General features: G+C 69.2%; 20 protein-coding genes. 10 read left to right on the forward strand and 10 right to left on the reverse strand.

Going from position 1 to position 14,890, the window contains the following annotated elements:
* Positions 1-45 precede the first annotated feature (45 nt).
* Entirely contained in the window at positions 46-657 is a 612-nt protein-coding gene (locus EWV39_RS00250) for a hypothetical protein (RefSeq protein ID WP_129656312.1), read from the forward strand.
* Positions 658-741: 84 nt separating this feature from the next.
* Here EWV39_RS00250 and EWV39_RS00255 read toward each other — a convergent pair whose 3' ends face one another.
* Positions 742-2,232, reverse strand: a complete 1,491-nt coding sequence (locus EWV39_RS00255) for a type IV secretory system conjugative DNA transfer family protein (protein WP_129656313.1) — start codon at positions 2,230-2,232, stop codon at positions 742-744.
* Entirely contained in the window at positions 2,229-2,489 is a 261-nt protein-coding gene (locus EWV39_RS00260) for a hypothetical protein (protein WP_129656314.1), read from the reverse strand. Before EWV39_RS00260 ends, EWV39_RS00255 begins: the two co-directional genes overlap by 4 nt.
* Positions 2,490-2,612: 123 nt before the next feature.
* Between EWV39_RS00260 and EWV39_RS00265 the strand changes: the two genes are divergently transcribed.
* The 5 genes from EWV39_RS00265 to EWV39_RS13885 all read left to right on the forward strand — a co-directional run bounded on the left by EWV39_RS00265 (position 2,613) and on the right by EWV39_RS13885 (position 6,056).
* The gene (locus EWV39_RS00265; protein ID WP_129656315.1) at positions 2,613-2,828 is read left to right on the forward strand and encodes a hypothetical protein; all 216 of its coding nucleotides are present in this window, start codon (positions 2,613-2,615) and stop codon (positions 2,826-2,828) included.
* Positions 2,825-3,673: a hypothetical protein gene (locus EWV39_RS00270; protein WP_129656316.1), complete on the forward strand. Its 849-nt coding sequence runs from the start codon at positions 2,825-2,827 to the stop codon at positions 3,671-3,673. The genes EWV39_RS00265 and EWV39_RS00270 overlap by 4 nt, the downstream gene beginning before the upstream one ends.
* A complete protein-coding gene (locus EWV39_RS00275) occupies positions 3,670-4,230 on the forward strand; it encodes a hypothetical protein (protein ID WP_129656317.1) in 561 nt (186 codons plus the stop codon). Before EWV39_RS00270 ends, EWV39_RS00275 begins: the two co-directional genes overlap by 4 nt.
* Positions 4,227-4,952, forward strand: coding sequence for a hypothetical protein (locus EWV39_RS00280; RefSeq protein ID WP_129656318.1), 726 nt, complete (start codon positions 4,227-4,229; stop codon positions 4,950-4,952). The genes EWV39_RS00275 and EWV39_RS00280 overlap by 4 nt, the downstream gene beginning before the upstream one ends.
* A 312-nt stretch (positions 4,953-5,264) precedes the next feature.
* Positions 5,265-6,056 (forward strand): hypothetical protein, encoded by a 792-nt coding sequence (locus EWV39_RS13885; protein ID WP_193554663.1) that lies wholly within the window; start codon positions 5,265-5,267, stop codon positions 6,054-6,056.
* Between the two features lie 58 nt (positions 6,057-6,114).
* Here the strand turns inward: EWV39_RS13885 and EWV39_RS00290 are convergent, their stop codons facing one another.
* Positions 6,115-6,333: a hypothetical protein gene (locus EWV39_RS00290; RefSeq protein ID WP_129656319.1), complete on the reverse strand. Its 219-nt coding sequence runs from the start codon at positions 6,331-6,333 to the stop codon at positions 6,115-6,117.
* A gap of 287 nt (positions 6,334-6,620) precedes the next feature.
* Positions 6,621-7,556: an NAD-dependent epimerase/dehydratase family protein gene (locus tag EWV39_RS00295; RefSeq protein WP_129656320.1), complete on the reverse strand. Its 936-nt coding sequence runs from the start codon at positions 7,554-7,556 to the stop codon at positions 6,621-6,623.
* Between the two features lie 104 nt (positions 7,557-7,660).
* On the opposite strand from EWV39_RS00295, the gene EWV39_RS00300 reads away from it, so the two are divergent.
* From EWV39_RS00300 to EWV39_RS00310, 3 genes are all read left to right on the forward strand, one after another.
* The gene (locus EWV39_RS00300) at positions 7,661-8,248 is read left to right on the forward strand and encodes a TetR/AcrR family transcriptional regulator (RefSeq protein WP_129656321.1); all 588 of its coding nucleotides are present in this window, start codon (positions 7,661-7,663) and stop codon (positions 8,246-8,248) included.
* A 100-nt stretch (positions 8,249-8,348) separates the two neighbouring features.
* Entirely contained in the window at positions 8,349-9,311 is a 963-nt protein-coding gene (locus tag EWV39_RS00305) for an alpha/beta hydrolase (RefSeq protein ID WP_129656322.1), read from the forward strand.
* 37 nt (positions 9,312-9,348) lie between these two features.
* Complete coding sequence (locus EWV39_RS00310) at positions 9,349-10,038, forward strand: type 1 glutamine amidotransferase domain-containing protein (protein WP_129656323.1); 690 nt, start codon at positions 9,349-9,351, stop codon at positions 10,036-10,038.
* A gap of 33 nt (positions 10,039-10,071) precedes the next feature.
* On the opposite strand, the gene EWV39_RS00315 is transcribed toward EWV39_RS00310, so the two are convergent.
* From EWV39_RS00315 to EWV39_RS00340, 6 genes are all read right to left on the reverse strand, one after another.
* Entirely contained in the window at positions 10,072-10,257 is a 186-nt protein-coding gene (locus EWV39_RS00315) for a hypothetical protein (protein ID WP_129656324.1), read from the reverse strand.
* Positions 10,254-10,601, reverse strand: a complete 348-nt coding sequence (locus EWV39_RS00320) for a hypothetical protein (RefSeq protein ID WP_129656325.1) — start codon at positions 10,599-10,601, stop codon at positions 10,254-10,256. Before EWV39_RS00320 ends, EWV39_RS00315 begins: the two co-directional genes overlap by 4 nt.
* 111 nt (positions 10,602-10,712) lie before the next feature.
* A complete protein-coding gene (locus EWV39_RS00325) occupies positions 10,713-11,894 on the reverse strand; it encodes an MFS transporter (protein ID WP_129656326.1) in 1,182 nt (393 codons plus the stop codon).
* Entirely contained in the window at positions 11,891-12,232 is a 342-nt protein-coding gene (locus EWV39_RS00330; protein ID WP_129656327.1) for an ArsR/SmtB family transcription factor, read from the reverse strand. Before EWV39_RS00330 ends, EWV39_RS00325 begins: the two co-directional genes overlap by 4 nt.
* A 274-nt stretch (positions 12,233-12,506) precedes the next feature.
* On the reverse strand, positions 12,507-13,109 hold the full coding sequence (locus EWV39_RS00335) for a histidine phosphatase family protein (protein WP_129656328.1): 603 nt from the start codon (positions 13,107-13,109) through the stop codon (positions 12,507-12,509).
* A 63-nt stretch (positions 13,110-13,172) separates the two neighbouring features.
* Positions 13,173-14,339, reverse strand: coding sequence for a PEP/pyruvate-binding domain-containing protein (locus EWV39_RS00340; RefSeq protein ID WP_129656329.1), 1,167 nt, complete (start codon positions 14,337-14,339; stop codon positions 13,173-13,175).
* 60 nt (positions 14,340-14,399) lie between these two features.
* On the opposite strand from EWV39_RS00340, the gene EWV39_RS00345 reads away from it, so the two are divergent.
* Positions 14,400-14,798, forward strand: a complete 399-nt coding sequence (locus tag EWV39_RS00345; protein ID WP_129656330.1) for a DNA-binding protein — start codon at positions 14,400-14,402, stop codon at positions 14,796-14,798.
* The last annotated feature ends 92 nt before the right edge of the window (positions 14,799-14,890 follow it).

Below are 14,890 nucleotides of genomic sequence, written 5' to 3' on the forward strand. Positions count from 1 at the left end.
GGCCCTGGCACAGGCAACGAACCACAACGAGAGAGGAACGAGATCATGGCAGAGACGACGATCGATCAGGAGCAGGCCGACCGGATGCGGCTGCTGCTCGCCCGCGACGGGGAGCAGGCGGTGGCCGACCGCTACGGCGAGGGCGCGCTCAACTCCGCCGAATACGCAGAGGCGCAGCGGCGGGTGCAGGCCCAGTGGGAGCGCGAGCGCCAGCTTCGACAGGAGGCGTTCATCGAGGGCGAGCAGGGCGATGCTCTCCTCGCCTCGGGCGACGACCAGGGCCAGGCCTCCGAGGCCCAGCGCCTGCACGAGATGCAGCGACGTCAGGAAGAGGCCGAGCGCGCGCAGCAGGAGGAGAACGAGCGCCAGCAGCAGGAGGAGCTGGAGCGTCAGCGCCAGGAGCAGGAGAACGAGGCCGCTCAGGCCCAGCAGGAACAGCTCGAGCAGGAGGAGGAATCAGAGCAGGCTGTCGACGAAGAGCACGCGGACCAGCGCGAGGAGGCTGCCGCAGCTGAAGAGCAGGAGCCGGCCCAGACCGAAGCTGCTCGTCGCTTCGAGGAGGCCCGGGCGAACATGCGCGAAGACCGGGAGCGGCGCGCCGAGGCTGAGGAGGCCCAGGATAAGGACGAGGAGCAGGACGAGGGCGCGAGCCTGTGACCCGATGAGGCCGCAGCCGGCGGCGCACGAGTAGAGGCCGTGGATCTCAGGATCCACGGCCTCAGTGCGTTGCGGGTCGCTGCTTCAGTCCAGGAGGTCGGTCGCCTCGATGTCAGGCAGGGAGACGAGGACGCCGGGCTGACCGCCGATGAGGAGGCGTCCAGTCCCAGGCTTGCGCGGCAGCAGCTCCGACGAGGTCACGCGCTCGACGCGGTCGACCGACCGCGTGCCGCGCCCGCCATGATCGGTCGAGGTGGTGACCCGCTCGTCCTCGCCGGCGAACCACGCCGCCAGCTCGAGCGCCTCCTTGGCCGGCGTCCCGGGCAGGACGAGGATGCTCGGGAACGTCTCGAGCAGCTCCTCGGCTGCATCGCCGTAACGCCTCCGCAGCTGCTTCGTGCCCTGGACGGCGGCGACGAGGCGGATGTTGTAGCCACGGAGGAGGCTGACCATCTCGGGCAGCTTCGGCAGTGGAGCCGACTGGCAGAGCTCGTCGAGGAAGAGGCCGAGGGTCGGCAGATTCCGGTCGACGCCCTTCCTCCACCACCGGATGGACTGCTCGATCACCGCGCAGGCCGCCGAGGCCGCGGAGCCGTCGCCGGGCGAGACGATGTAGAGCGTCGCACCGGGCTTCTCGAGCATCGCCGGCTCGAACGCCTCGGCGTCCTTGTCGCCGGCCACGACATCGAGCGACCAGGCCCTCAGCGCGTTGCGCATGGTCATCGCGACGGAGTCGCGCTGGCGCTGCTCCATGTCCATCACAGCGCGGAGGGCCTCGGCATGGCGCGACCCGAGCGTCTTGGCACGCAGGTACGCGTTGCCCCAGTTCGGGGTCACGTAGTCCTCCTCGTCGGCGGGAGGAGCCTCGCCGGGCTTCGTCTTCTTCGGCGGGTGGTCGAGAGCGTCGAGGGCCCACTGAATGCCGCCGCCGTCGATCGGCTGGCCGGTCTTGAGGTGCGGGATCTCGCCGCCGGCGCGGATGAGGGCCGCCAGCGGCCTGCTCGCCATGCCCTCCCAGGTCGAGTCGGAGCCGCCCGACTTGCTCCCGCCCGAAGGGGTCCCGACGTCCTTGGTGGCGATGAGCAGGTCGGCCATCCCCACAGCCTCGTCGTCGCTGTGGACGAGCTTGCAGGGATCGCTGACGACGCGGGTGACGTCGATGCCCTGCACATGGGACTCCTTGATCTCCTCGCCGAGGTCGAGGACATAGACGGGGCCGCGCTGGGCGCGCTTCCTGATCGTCCAAGCGACGTCCTCGCCCTTCGTCGACATGAAGATCACCGACTGATTTCCCCACATGACGACGTTCGCGTAGAGGCAGCGCCTCCCCTTGCCGGAGCCGGTCAGGCCGGCCAGCAGCATGTGCCAGCCGCTCAGCGCGGTCTCGCCCACACGGCGTCCTGCGTTGAGCCCGTAGTCCAGAGGGTCCTGGTCCTCGAGCAGCAGGCCCGCGTACGGCATGTCGATCGGCTTCGGCTTCGACGGTGCCGACTTCGTGCCCGCACCGGCATCGTCCTGGGCCTGGTCGGCCTCGGGTGTCGCGAACCGGTTCTTCATCGTGCCCATGAAGCTCATGGCGTCTCCTTCTTCGTGTTCCCCCAGCGGGCGGCGATGGCGACTCGCGCCCCGTCGCTGACCCGCTTCTTCGTCGCGGTCTTCTCTTCCTCGATGAGCTCGGCGATCTCGGGCTCGTCCACGTGATCGAGGCCGTGCACGAGCAGCACCCGCGCCAGCAGACCCCTGCCGAGGCCCCGTTCGACCGCGATGTCCCCGAGCGCCTTGTGCTCGCCGTCGGACAGCGGCACCCACTGCTTCTTTCCCAGGTCACTCACAAGCTCTCGCCCCCTTCTCCGGTTGTCTGCGTTACCCGTCTAGCGTAGCATTGTCGTAACATCTTAGTTCATCGAATCCGCTGCAATAGTTGCGGTGAGGTCACACAGACAAGGGGCAGAGCAATGGGACGGTTCACCATCGGAGCGATCGTCGTGATCTTCGTCGTCGGCGCGATCTTCTTCGCCGGGGCGCTCCTCGGGGGCGGGTCGCAGATGAGCGAGGGACAGGAGGCCGCGGTCGTCGAGATCGAGTCCTGCATCGCGGAGTCGAAGGACGAGAAGGACGTCGCGGAGTACCGCGAGGACGTCGCCGCCTGCCTCGAGAAGGCCCGGCCGTGACCGCGTCCCGCTGGGAGAAGGAGCGCTCGGCGCATCTGCTGAGCCGGTCCGAGGCGGGCACGCCGAAGCGTCGGCGTGCCGAGCTGCTGGCCCGGAGGGCCCGCCGTCTGAGTCGGGGCGGCATGGGCACGGCGGAATCCTCGTTCTCCGAGGACGTCACGCAGCAGTGGTGGCGCGAGTGGGTGCAGGCCGGTGACAGGGACGGGGAGAAGGCCTCCCGCTTCCTCCTGGTGATGGCCGCGTTCGGGCTCCTCTGGCTCGTCCTCGGCCCGGCCCTCGTGATCGCCTTCGCCCTCTACGGCCTCCTCTGGATCTTCGCCCCGAGGATCGGGCGGCTGTGGGCCTGGCCGTGGCTCGCAGCCGCCGCAGCCGTGCTGGCGGTCGGCGCGTACGCGCTGAGCCACTCGGCGGCGGAGCCTGTGACCGTCTCGGCGGGGTTCGTCCCCGAGTTCGACTGGAGCGCCTTTCTGTTCATGGCGATCTGGGGGCAGCTCGTCGCCGGGCTGGTCCTGACCAGCTACTACATCGTCCGGTCCGGCTGGGCGGCCGTGCCGCAGGGCGCGGTGCCGAAGCCCGTGAAGAACAAGGACGGCTCGTACCGCAAGGTCGCCGAGAAGGAGAAGGTCCGACTCGACCCCTACGCGGGAGCGCCGGTCGCCGCAGTCGATTCCACGGAGCCGCAGGAGAAGAAGGTCTCCCTCGCCGCCGAGTCCGAGCCGCAGGACGAGGAGCCAGAGGACCAGGTCGACGAGGAGGAACCGCTGTTCTCCGACGAGGACGAGGAGTGGGACTTCGACGAGGTCGAGAAGAACGACGAAGGACACGAAGAAGGAGAGAAGTCATGACCAGCATCCCCGCCGATCGGCCGATCGAGCCGACGCCGGAGCACCGGCCGCAGCAGCCAGCGATCCATATTCACAACAACGTCGACGCGAACGCTCACGTGTGGCGGGTCGTCGGCACCGTCCTCGCAGTCGGGGCCTTCTGCTCGATCGCTTGGGGACTGGGTCAGGCAGGGCTTCTCGAGCTCGCCTCGGCCCTGACGACGGCGTTCCTCTTTCAGTTCGTCGCGCTCCTGCTGCGCAACGGCATCATCGTCCTGCCCGACAGCACGAGCGACGACGCGAGGATCGAGGACGGCAAGAGCGCGATCCGCTCGATCATCGGCATGGTCCAGGCGTTCATCGACCGCAGCTCGATCCTGCGGCTGGCGCTCATCGCGATGGCCTACGGCCTCGCCTTCATCGCGGCCCGCGCCGCGATCCAGGGAATGCTCGGCATCTTCTCGAACGTCTTCATCGCCGCCGGAGCCGGTGCCGCGATCGCCGCGGTCATCTGCGCACCGACCCTCTTCACCGGCCTGTTCCGGGCCTTGAAGGTCAAGCGGGGCGAGCGGTCGTGAGCACTCGAACCGACGTCAAGTCCATCCACGCAAACACCTCTGGGGGAACCGTGAACCGCACCACGACCAAGATCGGCGGCATCGCCGCACTGACCATCGCCGGGCTGGCCATGACCGGCTGCTCGATGCTCGAGGGCGGTGAGAAGAAGGCGGAGGAGCCGCAGAAGCTCGCCATCGAGGGCAGCTTCGTCTACGCCCCCGCCGCGGGCGGCGAGGACGAGGAGACCGAAGGGTCATCGACGGCCACGTTCGACGAGGGTGACCCCGAGGCGGCGGCAGCAGCGGTCGGCGACCTCTACACGCTGAGCGTCTCCGACGACGGACGGGTCGAGGTCACGCGACAGACCTGCAAGGCCGACCCGACGGGGACCGCCGAGCCTGTCACCGACGCCCGCGAGACGGCCTTCGGCGAGCTGGGCGAGGCCACCTCGGAGACGACGGCACCCCTGTCGTGGCTCGAGCCGGGAGCCTTCGCCAAGGACAAGGAGAAGGAGGCCGAAGTCGAGGTCCTGTCCGAGGACATGGTCAGGGTCGCGGGCGTCAACTTCTTCGCCTCCGACGGCGACCAGGGCTCGCAGTTGCAGACGCAGTTCGACGAGCAGTGCGGCGCGATCGGCGAGGAGTCCTCGGAAAATGAGAGCCCCGATGCCGAGCCGACCGACCCGCCGTCCTCGGAAGCCACTGATGCGACCGACGAGCCCACGACGGGCGGTGAGCAGTGATGGAGGTCGTCATGTTCATTCTCGGCGGGATCGTCGCCACCCTCGTCGTCCCGACCGGGCTCTCCGGCCGGATCCAGACGATCCTGCGCCGCAAGGTCGGCGAGCTGATCAAGGGCGGCCGAGGGCGGTGAGCCGGCGGTCTATTAGACCGCGGTCTAAGCCGGCGGCCCGATGCTGCACCCCAGTGCGATGACCCAGGGGTCACCGGCCTGATGACATCGGAAGGGCGGCCTGCGGCATCGCCCTCGACCTCGGCCCGCTCCTGCACCGCACGGGCACAAGGACATCGATCCAGAGAACAAGGAGAAACCCATGACCACGAACCCCATCAAGAAGGCCCGCCTTTCCGCGGCGGTCGCCCTCGTCGCCGGCCTCAGCCTGGCGCTGACCGCCTGCGGCGGCACGGACGCGCAGAACGGCAAGGGCGGCACCGGAGGCTCCGACACGAGTCAGTCCCAGCCCAGCGCCGGAGCCGACCAGTCACCCTCGGAGCCCGCCGAGCCGACGACCGTCTACGACTTCGAGAACGCGAAGGTCGAGAGCTCGAGCGATCAGATGCCCTTCGCGGCGATGGACCAGCCGTTCGTCGTCCGGCTCTCCGAGGAGCTCGCGGGCGCGATCCCCGACGGACAGTCAATGGCCGTCGAGAAGTACATCGTGACGCCGAAGTCCTTCGGCACCGGCATGTGCAGGGCCGACGTCGCGGTGACGTACGGCGATGGGGGCCTCGAGTCGGTGAAGGCCACGACGCCGGGCGACAAGGAGAGGGAGTCCACCGAGGCGGCGATCCTGTACAACCTCACCGGCAAGTCCCCCACCGTCGTCCCCGTCGACGCCCTGCCGAGCGACGACGACCTCGTGGAGGACCAGGCCTACGTGACCAGCGATGGCAGCGGCTTCACCATCGTCGAGGAGTGCAGCGAGGACGACTCGGAGACGTTCGTCGGCCTGCACTTCCCGTACGTGGACCGCGGTGAGCGCAGCAGCGAGCAGTCGTACGCGAGGGCGAGCGTGACCGTCCTGAGATCGGGTTCGTCGACGGTGACCGGCGACACGGAGGCCGACCTCAGCGTGTCCGGCAACTGGACGAAGCCGACGGACTGAGCGGCACGAGCAACAAAAGAGGAGCCCCGACTGCATCAGCAGCCGGGGCTCTCGTCTGTCAGGCGGCTGACCGGACGTCGGCGACGGCCTCGTCGAGGCGGTCGGCGCGGTAGCCGGACCATTCGCGGGTGGTGCCGGCGCTGTCAGTCCAGGCGACCCGCAGGGCGTCGGCGGGCACGGCCTCGTAGTCGACGCCGGCGCGGGCGAGGTGCCGGGTCGTGGCCGCCGACTGGACATCGTGGGCGGTGTGGACAGTGATGGCGGGTGCGGCGTTCATGGCTGTGCTCCGATCGGGTGAGGGTTCTCGTCCACTCCCCACCCGGGCGGGCTCTGCCCGCCTCCATCTCGCACCTTTGACGCCGAGGCGGAAGTCCGGTGCGGTCAGTCGTCATGGTCGTTACATCAAGGCTCTGCGGCCCGTCCGCGAGGACAAGAGCGCGCACGCCCGCGGACGAGCCTCGCCGGCTGGGCATCCCGAGAAATGGGTGGACGACTGCTGATGGAGAGCACCTCGCCCGAAGTCGAAGTCACCCCGGGGCAACGCCCGGTCTCTCCGGCGTCGGTTCAGCCGTTCGACGACTCCTCGCGGATGATCGCGAGGCCTTCGCGGAAAGTCGTCACATCGAAGCCGGGGAACCGCGTTCGGAACTTCGTCGCGTCGAAGACGTTGTCGTGGGCGTAGCGCGGCAGCAGTTCGCGGATCTCCCGGGCGTCGGGCGAGACGAGCCCGGCGGCGCTGAGCGCCCACTTCGGCAGCACCGTGTACTTGTCGTCCGCGCCGAGCTCCTGGGCGGACATGGCGACGAGTTGCCGGTAGGTGGGCCGGGTCTCGTCGACTGGCAGATGCCAGGTCTGGCCGTAGGCGTCGGGGGCGTTGCCGAGCGCGGCCAGCCCGCGGCTTGCGTCGGGGGTCCAGATGAGGCTGCGACGCCGGTCCGCGCGGACAGGAACGAGGGCGCGCTTGCCCGCCTTCATGCGATCGATGACGAGCGAGTTGGTGAATCCCTGGGTGCGTCCTGGCCCGTAGAACTCCGGGGCGCGTGCAATGAGGACCGGGATCTCTCCCCTGGCCATCTCGTCGAGGACCATGGTGGCCAACTCGTCACGGACCCGGCCCTTGCGCCCGATGGGCTCGAAGGGCGTGTCCTCGGTCTGGACGCGAGCGTCCTGAGGATACATGTAGGTGTTGTCGAAGTAGGCGAACTTCGCACCGGCGGCCCGGCTCGCGTCCAGCGCGTTGCGGAGCATCGTCGGGAACTGCGCCTCCCACAGCTCGGTCTTCGCGGGCAGGCCCGCGGTGAAGTAGACGACCTCGCTGCCGGCGACCGCCTCGGCGGTCTGCCCGGCGTCGAGCAGGTTAGCGCGCGCCAGCATGTCGGTGTCGTTGACCTTGCGCGGGTTGCGGCTGACCAGCCGCAGGTCGCTCGTGCCCCGGCGGTTCAGCTCGCGCGCGAGCTCCACGGCGATCTGGCCGGTCGCGCCCAGGATCGTCTGGGTCATCGGTGTCGTCCTCTCTGCGCGCCCGCGGTGCGCCCGAATGGACACGCTGAGCGGACCGCGCTATGTTTGCAGTGCTTACATCAAGATAGAAGGAGAAGTGAGCGGTGTCAACATCGGCGAGGGCCTACCATCACGGCGATCTGCGCGCGGCGCTCGTGGAGAGCGCTGTCGAGATGCTCGAGGCCGGGGAGGCGTATTCGATGCGCGCGGTCGCCCGTCGCGCGGGGGTCTCGCCGACCGCGCCCTACCGGCACTTCCCGGACCGCGACGCGCTGGACTCGGCGATCGCGGTCGAGGGATTCGATGACCTCCGGGACGCGCTCGCGCAGGCCCTCGGGTCCGCTCCAGCGGCGGCGGGTCCGGTCGACGTGCTCGGGGAACTCGGCGTCGCCTACGTGAGCTTCGCGCTGCGCCGTCCGGCCCTGTTCCGGCTGATGTTCGGCAACGAGTGCGACGAGGAGAGCAGCGACCGCGTCCAGGCCTCGCAGGCGCTGCACGCCGTGCTCGGCGACGTGATCGCGCGGCTCTTCCCGGGCAGGGTGACGCCGGAGCTCGCCACGGCGCTGTGGAGCCTCGCCCACGGCCTGGCGTTCCTGCATCTGGACGGCAAGTACCGGCCCGAGCCGGCCGACGAGGTTGCCGGACGAGTCCGCGCCGCCGTCTCGGCGCTGCTCGGGCTGAACGCCGGGTGAACAGACGCCCACGAACCGTCCACCGGGCGTTGACGGTGCTCACATGTGGCCGTAGTCTCATGTAAGCGCCGCGCACATTGCGCCGTCGGAAGGAACCGTCATGACCGCCAACCCGCACGGCATCGCCCTCGAGCCCGCCGCTCAGGCGTTCGTCGAGGCCACCTCCGAGCCGCCGTTCCTCTACCAGCTGCCTCCCGAGGAGGGCCGCAAGGCCGTCGATGAGGTCCAGGACGAGGAGATCTCCAAGCCCGAGGTCGACGAGGAGTGGATCACCGTCGAAGGCGGTCCCACCGGGGAGGTCCCCACCCGCATCGTCCGCCCGAAAGGCGCGACCGGCGCTCTGCCCGTCGTGCTCTACACCCACGGCGCGGGCTGGGTCTTCGGCGACGCCCACACCCATGACCGCCTGGTGCGCGACCTCGCCGTCGGCACCGGCGCGGCTGTCGTCTTCCCCGAGTACGTGCGCGCTCCCGACGCGCAGTATCCCTCGCAGAACGAGCAGTCCTACGCCGTGGCGCAGTGGATCGACCAGCACGGCGGGGAGAAGGGCCTGGACCCCGAGCGCGTCGTCATCTCCGGCGACTCCGTCGGCGGGAACATGGCGATCGCACTGACCCTCATGGGCCACGAGCGCGGCGATGTGTCCTTCCGCGGCGCGGCGCTGTTCTACCCGGTGACGAACGCCGCCTTCGACACCGAGTCCTACGAGCAGTTCGCCGAGGGCTACTTCCTCGCCCGCGACGGCATGAAGTGGTTCTGGGACCAGTACACGACCGACGAATCCCAGCGGGACGAGGTCACGGCGTCGCCTCTGCGCGCGACCGAGGAGCAGCTGGCGTTCTTCCCGCCGACGCTGATCATCACCGCCGAGGCCGACGTGCTGCGCGATGAGGGCGAGGCGTTCGCCGCGAAGCTCCGCCGCGCCGGCGTCGAGGTCACCCAGGTCCGCTACGGCGGCATCATCCACGACTTCGTCATGGTCAACTCCATGCACGACACGCCCCAGTCCAAGGCCGCCGTAGCCCAGGCCGTCGCGCACCTCAAGCGCCTCCTCGAGACCTGAGCGCGGCCGGACCACCGCCGCGAACCGAGACCCTCCCATGCCCAAGCGAATCCTCCACGTCGTCACGAACGTCGGCCACTACGACGACCCGTCCCATCCCACAGGGCTGTGGCTGTCCGAGCTCGCCCACGCCTGGGAGGTCTTCGAGGGCCGCGGCTTCGAGCAGGCGATCGTCAGTCCTCTGGGCGGGAAGTCGCCGCTGGAGCCGCGGTCCCTGAAGTTCCCCACCTACGACCGGACCGCGAAAGCCTGGCACCAGGACCCTGAGCGCATGACGCTGCTGGAGACCACACTCAGCCCCGACCAGATCGATGCCGCCGACTACGACGCGATCTACTTCACCGGCGGCCACGCCGTCATGTACGACTTCCCCGACAGCGAGGGCTTGCAGCGCATCACCCGTGAGATGTGGGAGCAGGGCAAGGTCGTCTCATCCGTCTGCCACGGCTACTGCGGCCTGCTCAACACGAAGCTCTCGGACGGCACGCAGCTCGTCGCCGGCCGGAAGGTCACCGGCTTCGCCTGGCAGGAAGAGGTCCTCGCCCGCGTCGACGAGCTCGTCCCCTACAACGCGGAAGAAGAGATGAAAAAGCGCGGCGCGCGGTACGAGAAGGCCAAGCTCCCGTTTCTTCCCTACGCAATCGCGGACGGAAGGCTCGTCACCGGACAGAACCCAGGTTCGGCCAGAACAACGGCGAAGAAGGTCGCGTCTCTCCTGCAGGGATAGCAGCGTCGCGCGTGCCGCACCCCGCGCGAAGCCTCAGAGAAGAGACTCTGCGGCGACGTCCCGGCCCGCGTTCACCCGGAGGGGCCAGATCCCCAGCTGGAGCCAGCCGCCGGAGCGCTCCGAGCCGCGCTGCCGCCAGGCGCGCACGGTGATCCGGCACTCGCGCCCGCTGGGGACGACGGCGAGGTGCAGGGGTCCGATGGAGATGTGCTTGCTCACAGACGTGTTCTCCTCAGTTCAGGGTGGGCGTCCTCCCATGCCTCCTTGATGAACGACTCCAGGTTGAGCGCGGCCCAGTGCTCGACGAGGAGGCCCCTGTCGACCCACTCGGCGACCTCAGCTTCGCTGCCTGCCTCGCGCAGGACGGTCTCGAGCATCGTCCGCACCCGCTCGGGCTCGGCGAGGTCGTAGGTCGCCGCCGGCGTCCAGTCGATGTGGATGGGGAGTGTGACCGTGCCCGAGGCCGGGCCGCGGAGCTCGGAGAGGTCGTCGGCGACGTGGACGGGCTTGGTGTGGGAGAAGCCCAGGCGAGTGCCCGGTGCCACGCGCTTGTAGATCTCCACGACGCCCTCCTCTCTCCTCAATCGTAAGCCGGGCAGTGGTCGTGTTCGTGTTGAGGCCTTCGTGGCCACGGGCTTCTCGCGTCGACGGTCACAGCACCACCGGATGCGCGATCATGCGACGCTGCACGCCTCCGCCTGCGCGGATTCGGGCGTCCTGCGCGTTGCGGCGCGCGTCGCGATCCATCCCGTGAACGCCAGCGCGAGCACGGCGGGAACGAGCGCCCAGGCGGCGAGGTCAGCTGCTCCGATTCCGGCGGTGAGCAGTGCGCCGCCGAGCGCCGCGCCGACGGCGGAGCCGAGGTACATCGCGGCCATCTGGAAGGCGATGATCGGCATCGCCTGCGTCGGCCGGTCGGCCGTGAGGGCCTGTTGCAGCGTGGGCACGCTGGCCCAGCCGGCCGCGCCCCAGACCGCCGCCGCGATGAGCCACACGATCGGCGAGGCGGACAGCCACGCCGCGGCGAAGCTCAAGGCCAGCAGCGCAGGCAGCGCGGTCAGCAGGGGTCTCGGGCCGAAGCGGTCGAGAGGCTTTCCGATCAGGGCCGATCCCGTGACGCCGCCGATGCCCCACGCCCAGACCAGGGCGAAGCCCAGCCATTCCAACCCTCGGTCCTCTGCCATGGGCAGCAGGTAGGTGTAGAGGCCCAGGCTCGCCACTCCCAACAAGAAGGCAGCTGCGACGCCGACTGCCGTCCTGCCGGTTCGCAGGACCGTAAACGCGGAGCCGCCCGATGCCGCCTCGAGCCGCGGAAGCGACTTCGCGCGGACGGCCAGCGCCGCCATGCTGACGACTCCGATGAGCACGACCAGGGCCATGGTCCAGCGCCATCCGGCGCTCTGGCCGATGAGCATCCCGGCCGGCACGCCCGCCACGGTGCCCGTGGACAGGCCGAAGGTCACCAGGGACATGGCGCGGCCCCGTTCGTGGTCAGCGACCATCGCCGCGGCCGTCGCGGTCGCGACTGCGGTGAGGACGCCGGCTCCGGCACCTGCGATGACGCGCGAGGCCAAGAAGACTTCGATGCCGGGCGAGAGGGTCGTGACGAGGTTGCCGAGGTTGAACACGCCGAGCGCGATGAGCAGCGCTCGTGCCGTGCTTCCCCGGGTCAGACGACCTGACAACAGCGGGCCTGCCACGGCGTAGGCCGCAGTGAATGCGGTGATGCCGAGGCCGATCATCGCCACGGTGGTCGTCAGTGAGTCCGCGATCTGCGGGAGCACTCCTGCCAGAACGTAGGCGTCGATCCCCAGAGAGACGGCAGCGACGACCAGCGGCCACAGCTTGCGGATCATGCGCCGGCCTCCTCTCCGTCGACGTCGGCGCTCTCGTAGCCGGTGAGCACCGTTCCGAGCAGGCCGGGGAAGCGCGCCTCGAGATCTTCGTCGCGGAGCTTGATCATGCACTTGCGGCCCTCGGCACGGACGAACACGACGCCGGACTCGCGCAGGAGGCTTGTGTGGTGGGTCAGTGTCGAGCGGGGAAGATCGGGGCCGAGGTCGATGCTGTCGGTCTCTCCCTGCGCGGCCAGCTTCCGCACCATGTTCAGGCGCAACGGCTCGCTGAGGGCGAAGAGGACACGGGGGATCGCGATCTCCTCGGCATCCGGATGGTGGTAGGTCCGTGGGGGCATGGAGCGACTCCTATCGTTCGAACTTTCTCGCACGATCATAGTTCGACAATTCTCGCACGATCAAGTCACGATCAAGTCAGTGAGGCCCGGCCGCTTCGAGCGGCCTCGTTGGGCGATGCCCGGGCACGCCCGCCGGGCACATGACAGGAGGTTCAACTCGCGGAAAGCACCCTTCTCGAGGGTCTAACGGGGGCGCTCGCCGCAACGCTTCATCAGCCCCTCGGCTTCTATCACACAGTTACTCAGTTGAATCTTCTTGCATTCATCGCCTCGTTCAGGGGCGCAGGGTCTTGGGGAATCCCGTCCAATGCAGATCGGCGCGCAGGTGGCTCATGTCGTTGAACATGACGATGCTCGGCGGCACGCTCTGCCGGTACTCGATCACGGTCAGCGCGGCGTTGGCGCTGCTGAGCCCGAGCCACCGCACTGCCGGAGCCTCCATGGCGTGACGGATGAGCCACGCGATCGGGTACGCATGGGTGACGAGCACTTCATGCACGTCGGCATCGGCCTCGGGCGGGGCGGCGAACCTCGCGGTGAGGGTGTGCGCGATCTGGTGGCCCGCTTCGGCCTCGTCGCTGTCGTAGCCGTCGAAGAACGGCACCCATGACGGCGGGGTCTCCTCCGGCTTCGGCACGTAGGGCACGTGGTCGATCAGCTCGGCCGCTTCGCTCACTGGAGCGCTGCCGGTAAGGAAGATGTTGAGCTGTCGGGCGCTGTCGACGGCCCTGGGCAACGGCGAGTGCCAGACGGCGTCGATGGGAAGATGCGCCAGGCGCTGACCGAGCAGGCGGGCCTGCTCGCGCCCGGTATCGGTGAGGTTGCCGAACGTGTCGGCGTCGCCGTGGCGTGCGATGTAGAGATATCTGGTGGCCATGAGCGCGTCGGGAGCATCGCGGCGATGTTCCCCGTCTCCTTTCTTTCGGGGTCAGGCTTCGGGTCAGAGGACGGTGACGGTTCCGGCAGTGCCGTCCACTGTGATTCGGGCACCGTCCTCGATGCGAGCGGTGGCACCGGCGACGCCGAGCACGGCGGGGATGCCGTATTCGCGGGCGACGATCGCGGCGTGCGAGAGCGCGCCGCCGGTCTCGGTGACCACCCCGGCGGCGACGGCGAACAGGGGTGTCCAGGCCGGGTCGGTGTACGGGCAGATCACGATGTCGCCGCGGCCGACGGCGGCGAAGCCGGAAGGGCCGCGGACGATCCGTGCCGCTGCGGTGACCGTTCCGTGGGAACCGGGCGTGCCGCTCAACGCCTCAGCGGGGTGGGGGTGGGACGAGCCGGGGGCTCTGGTGCTGGGGAGCACTGCGGTGATCGGGCGTGCTTGCAGGATCCACACGGTGCCGCCTGCGACCGCCCACTCGACGTCTTGCGGCCCGCCGAGCACCCTCGCGATCCGGCCTCCCAGCTCGGCCAAAGCTGCGACCGTGGCGTCATCCAGGGCGCGTGCGGCCTGTTTGTCGGTGGCAACCGCACTGGTGACGACGCCGCCGCGCTCACGGTCCAGGTCGATACGGGTCTGCTTGCTTCCCACCGAGCAGTCGATAGCCCCGTCCGAGGCGACCACGTAGGCGTCCGGCGTGATCGTCCCGCCGACGACGGCCAACCCCAGGCCCCAGGATGCTTCGATCCGGGTCTGCTCCCCGGACTGCTGGGGCGTGAACATGACCCCCGATACATCCGCCTCGATCACAGGCTGCACGAGCACCGCCATGCCCGACGCATGAGACGACGCTCCACCCGTCCGAGCCCAGTAGTCGCCCACTCGTGAAGCGCGGGCCGACTCCCAACACGCCGTGATCGCCCGGCAAACGTCGTCTGCGCCGCGAACTCCGATGACGCTCTCGTACTGGCCAGCAGCCGAAGCGTCCACGGTGTCCTCGCTCGTCGCCGACGAACGCACAGCCACCACCGGCTCGCCCAGCCTCCCCAGTTCACGGGCGACCGCACCACGCAAGGAACGCCCGGCCTCGGCGCTGGTCGACTGACTGCCGTTGGGCACGACGAACCCATCGGGCACCGGCAGCCCCTCCCGCAGCAGCACACCGAGCGCCGCCGCCTTGCCGCCCGAGCTCGCCCGGGGCGCTTCTGAGAGCGTCGTCAGCATCACACCAGCCTCTCAACGAAATGTTGACAACATTGTGTTGAGCCTAGCAGGATGGGCGGCATGGAACGCAAGCACGATCTCGAGCGGCCCAGCAGTGCCGATGAGGCGCAGACCGGGCGTGAGCGCGAGGCCCGAGTCCGGCTTCTCGACAAGGGTGCAGACCAGTTGGAGGCTCGACCGTGGCAGCCAGACGCCGGGGCCTCGCCACCCGCGGTTGATCTGACGCAGTACGCGCTCTGGCGGTCATCCGAGCTGACCCCGGACGAGCTTCTGGGGGCACTGTCGCTGCTCCCTGCGGCTCGCGCCGAGGTCGAGCGCGTGGAGGTCGGCCTGCTCTTCGCGGCTCGCAGCGAAGGGCTGACATGGCCGCAGATCGCCGAAGCGATGGGGTTCCGGTCCCCGCAGGCCTGCCAGCAGTACGTGAACCGGCTCAGCGCCAGGCAGGACAGACGAGCATGACGCATCGGTCCGCGCCGGAACTGCTCGTGCTGCACGCCGTGCGTGTCATGGGATTCGCCGACAGTGAAGCCGTCGCTGCGCGTGCGGGAACG

The organism is Rothia halotolerans (genome assembly GCF_004136635.1).
In the GTDB taxonomy this organism is placed as follows: Bacteria; Actinomycetota; Actinomycetes; order Actinomycetales; family Micrococcaceae; genus Rothia; species Rothia halotolerans.

What these genes read in the sequence shown, in the direction of transcription:
- EWV39_RS00250 (WP_129656312.1), top strand. Translation starts at nt 46, where the DNA reads ATGGCAGAGACGACGATCGATCAGGAGCAGGCCGACCGGATGCGGCTG.
- EWV39_RS00255 (WP_129656313.1), bottom strand. Translation starts at nt 2,232, where the DNA reads ATGAGCTTCATGGGCACGATGAAGAACCGGTTCGCGACACCCGAGGCC.
- EWV39_RS00265 (WP_129656315.1), top strand. Translation starts at nt 2,613, where the DNA reads ATGGGACGGTTCACCATCGGAGCGATCGTCGTGATCTTCGTCGTCGGC.
- EWV39_RS00275 (WP_129656317.1), top strand. Translation starts at nt 3,670, where the DNA reads ATGACCAGCATCCCCGCCGATCGGCCGATCGAGCCGACGCCGGAGCAC.
- EWV39_RS13885 (WP_193554663.1), top strand. Translation starts at nt 5,265, where the DNA reads ATGACCACGAACCCCATCAAGAAGGCCCGCCTTTCCGCGGCGGTCGCC.
- EWV39_RS00290 (WP_129656319.1), bottom strand. Translation starts at nt 6,333, where the DNA reads ATGAACGCCGCACCCGCCATCACTGTCCACACCGCCCACGATGTCCAG.
- EWV39_RS00295 (WP_129656320.1), bottom strand. Translation starts at nt 7,556, where the DNA reads ATGACCCAGACGATCCTGGGCGCGACCGGCCAGATCGCCGTGGAGCTC.
- EWV39_RS00305 (WP_129656322.1), top strand. Translation starts at nt 8,349, where the DNA reads ATGACCGCCAACCCGCACGGCATCGCCCTCGAGCCCGCCGCTCAGGCG.
- EWV39_RS00310 (WP_129656323.1), top strand. Translation starts at nt 9,349, where the DNA reads ATGCCCAAGCGAATCCTCCACGTCGTCACGAACGTCGGCCACTACGAC.
- EWV39_RS00325 (WP_129656326.1), bottom strand. Translation starts at nt 11,894, where the DNA reads ATGATCCGCAAGCTGTGGCCGCTGGTCGTCGCTGCCGTCTCTCTGGGG.
- EWV39_RS00330 (WP_129656327.1), bottom strand. Translation starts at nt 12,232, where the DNA reads ATGCCCCCACGGACCTACCACCATCCGGATGCCGAGGAGATCGCGATC.
- EWV39_RS00335 (WP_129656328.1), bottom strand. Translation starts at nt 13,109, where the DNA reads ATGGCCACCAGATATCTCTACATCGCACGCCACGGCGACGCCGACACG.
- EWV39_RS00340 (WP_129656329.1), bottom strand. Translation starts at nt 14,339, where the DNA reads ATGCTGACGACGCTCTCAGAAGCGCCCCGGGCGAGCTCGGGCGGCAAG.
- EWV39_RS00345 (WP_129656330.1), top strand. Translation starts at nt 14,400, where the DNA reads ATGGAACGCAAGCACGATCTCGAGCGGCCCAGCAGTGCCGATGAGGCG.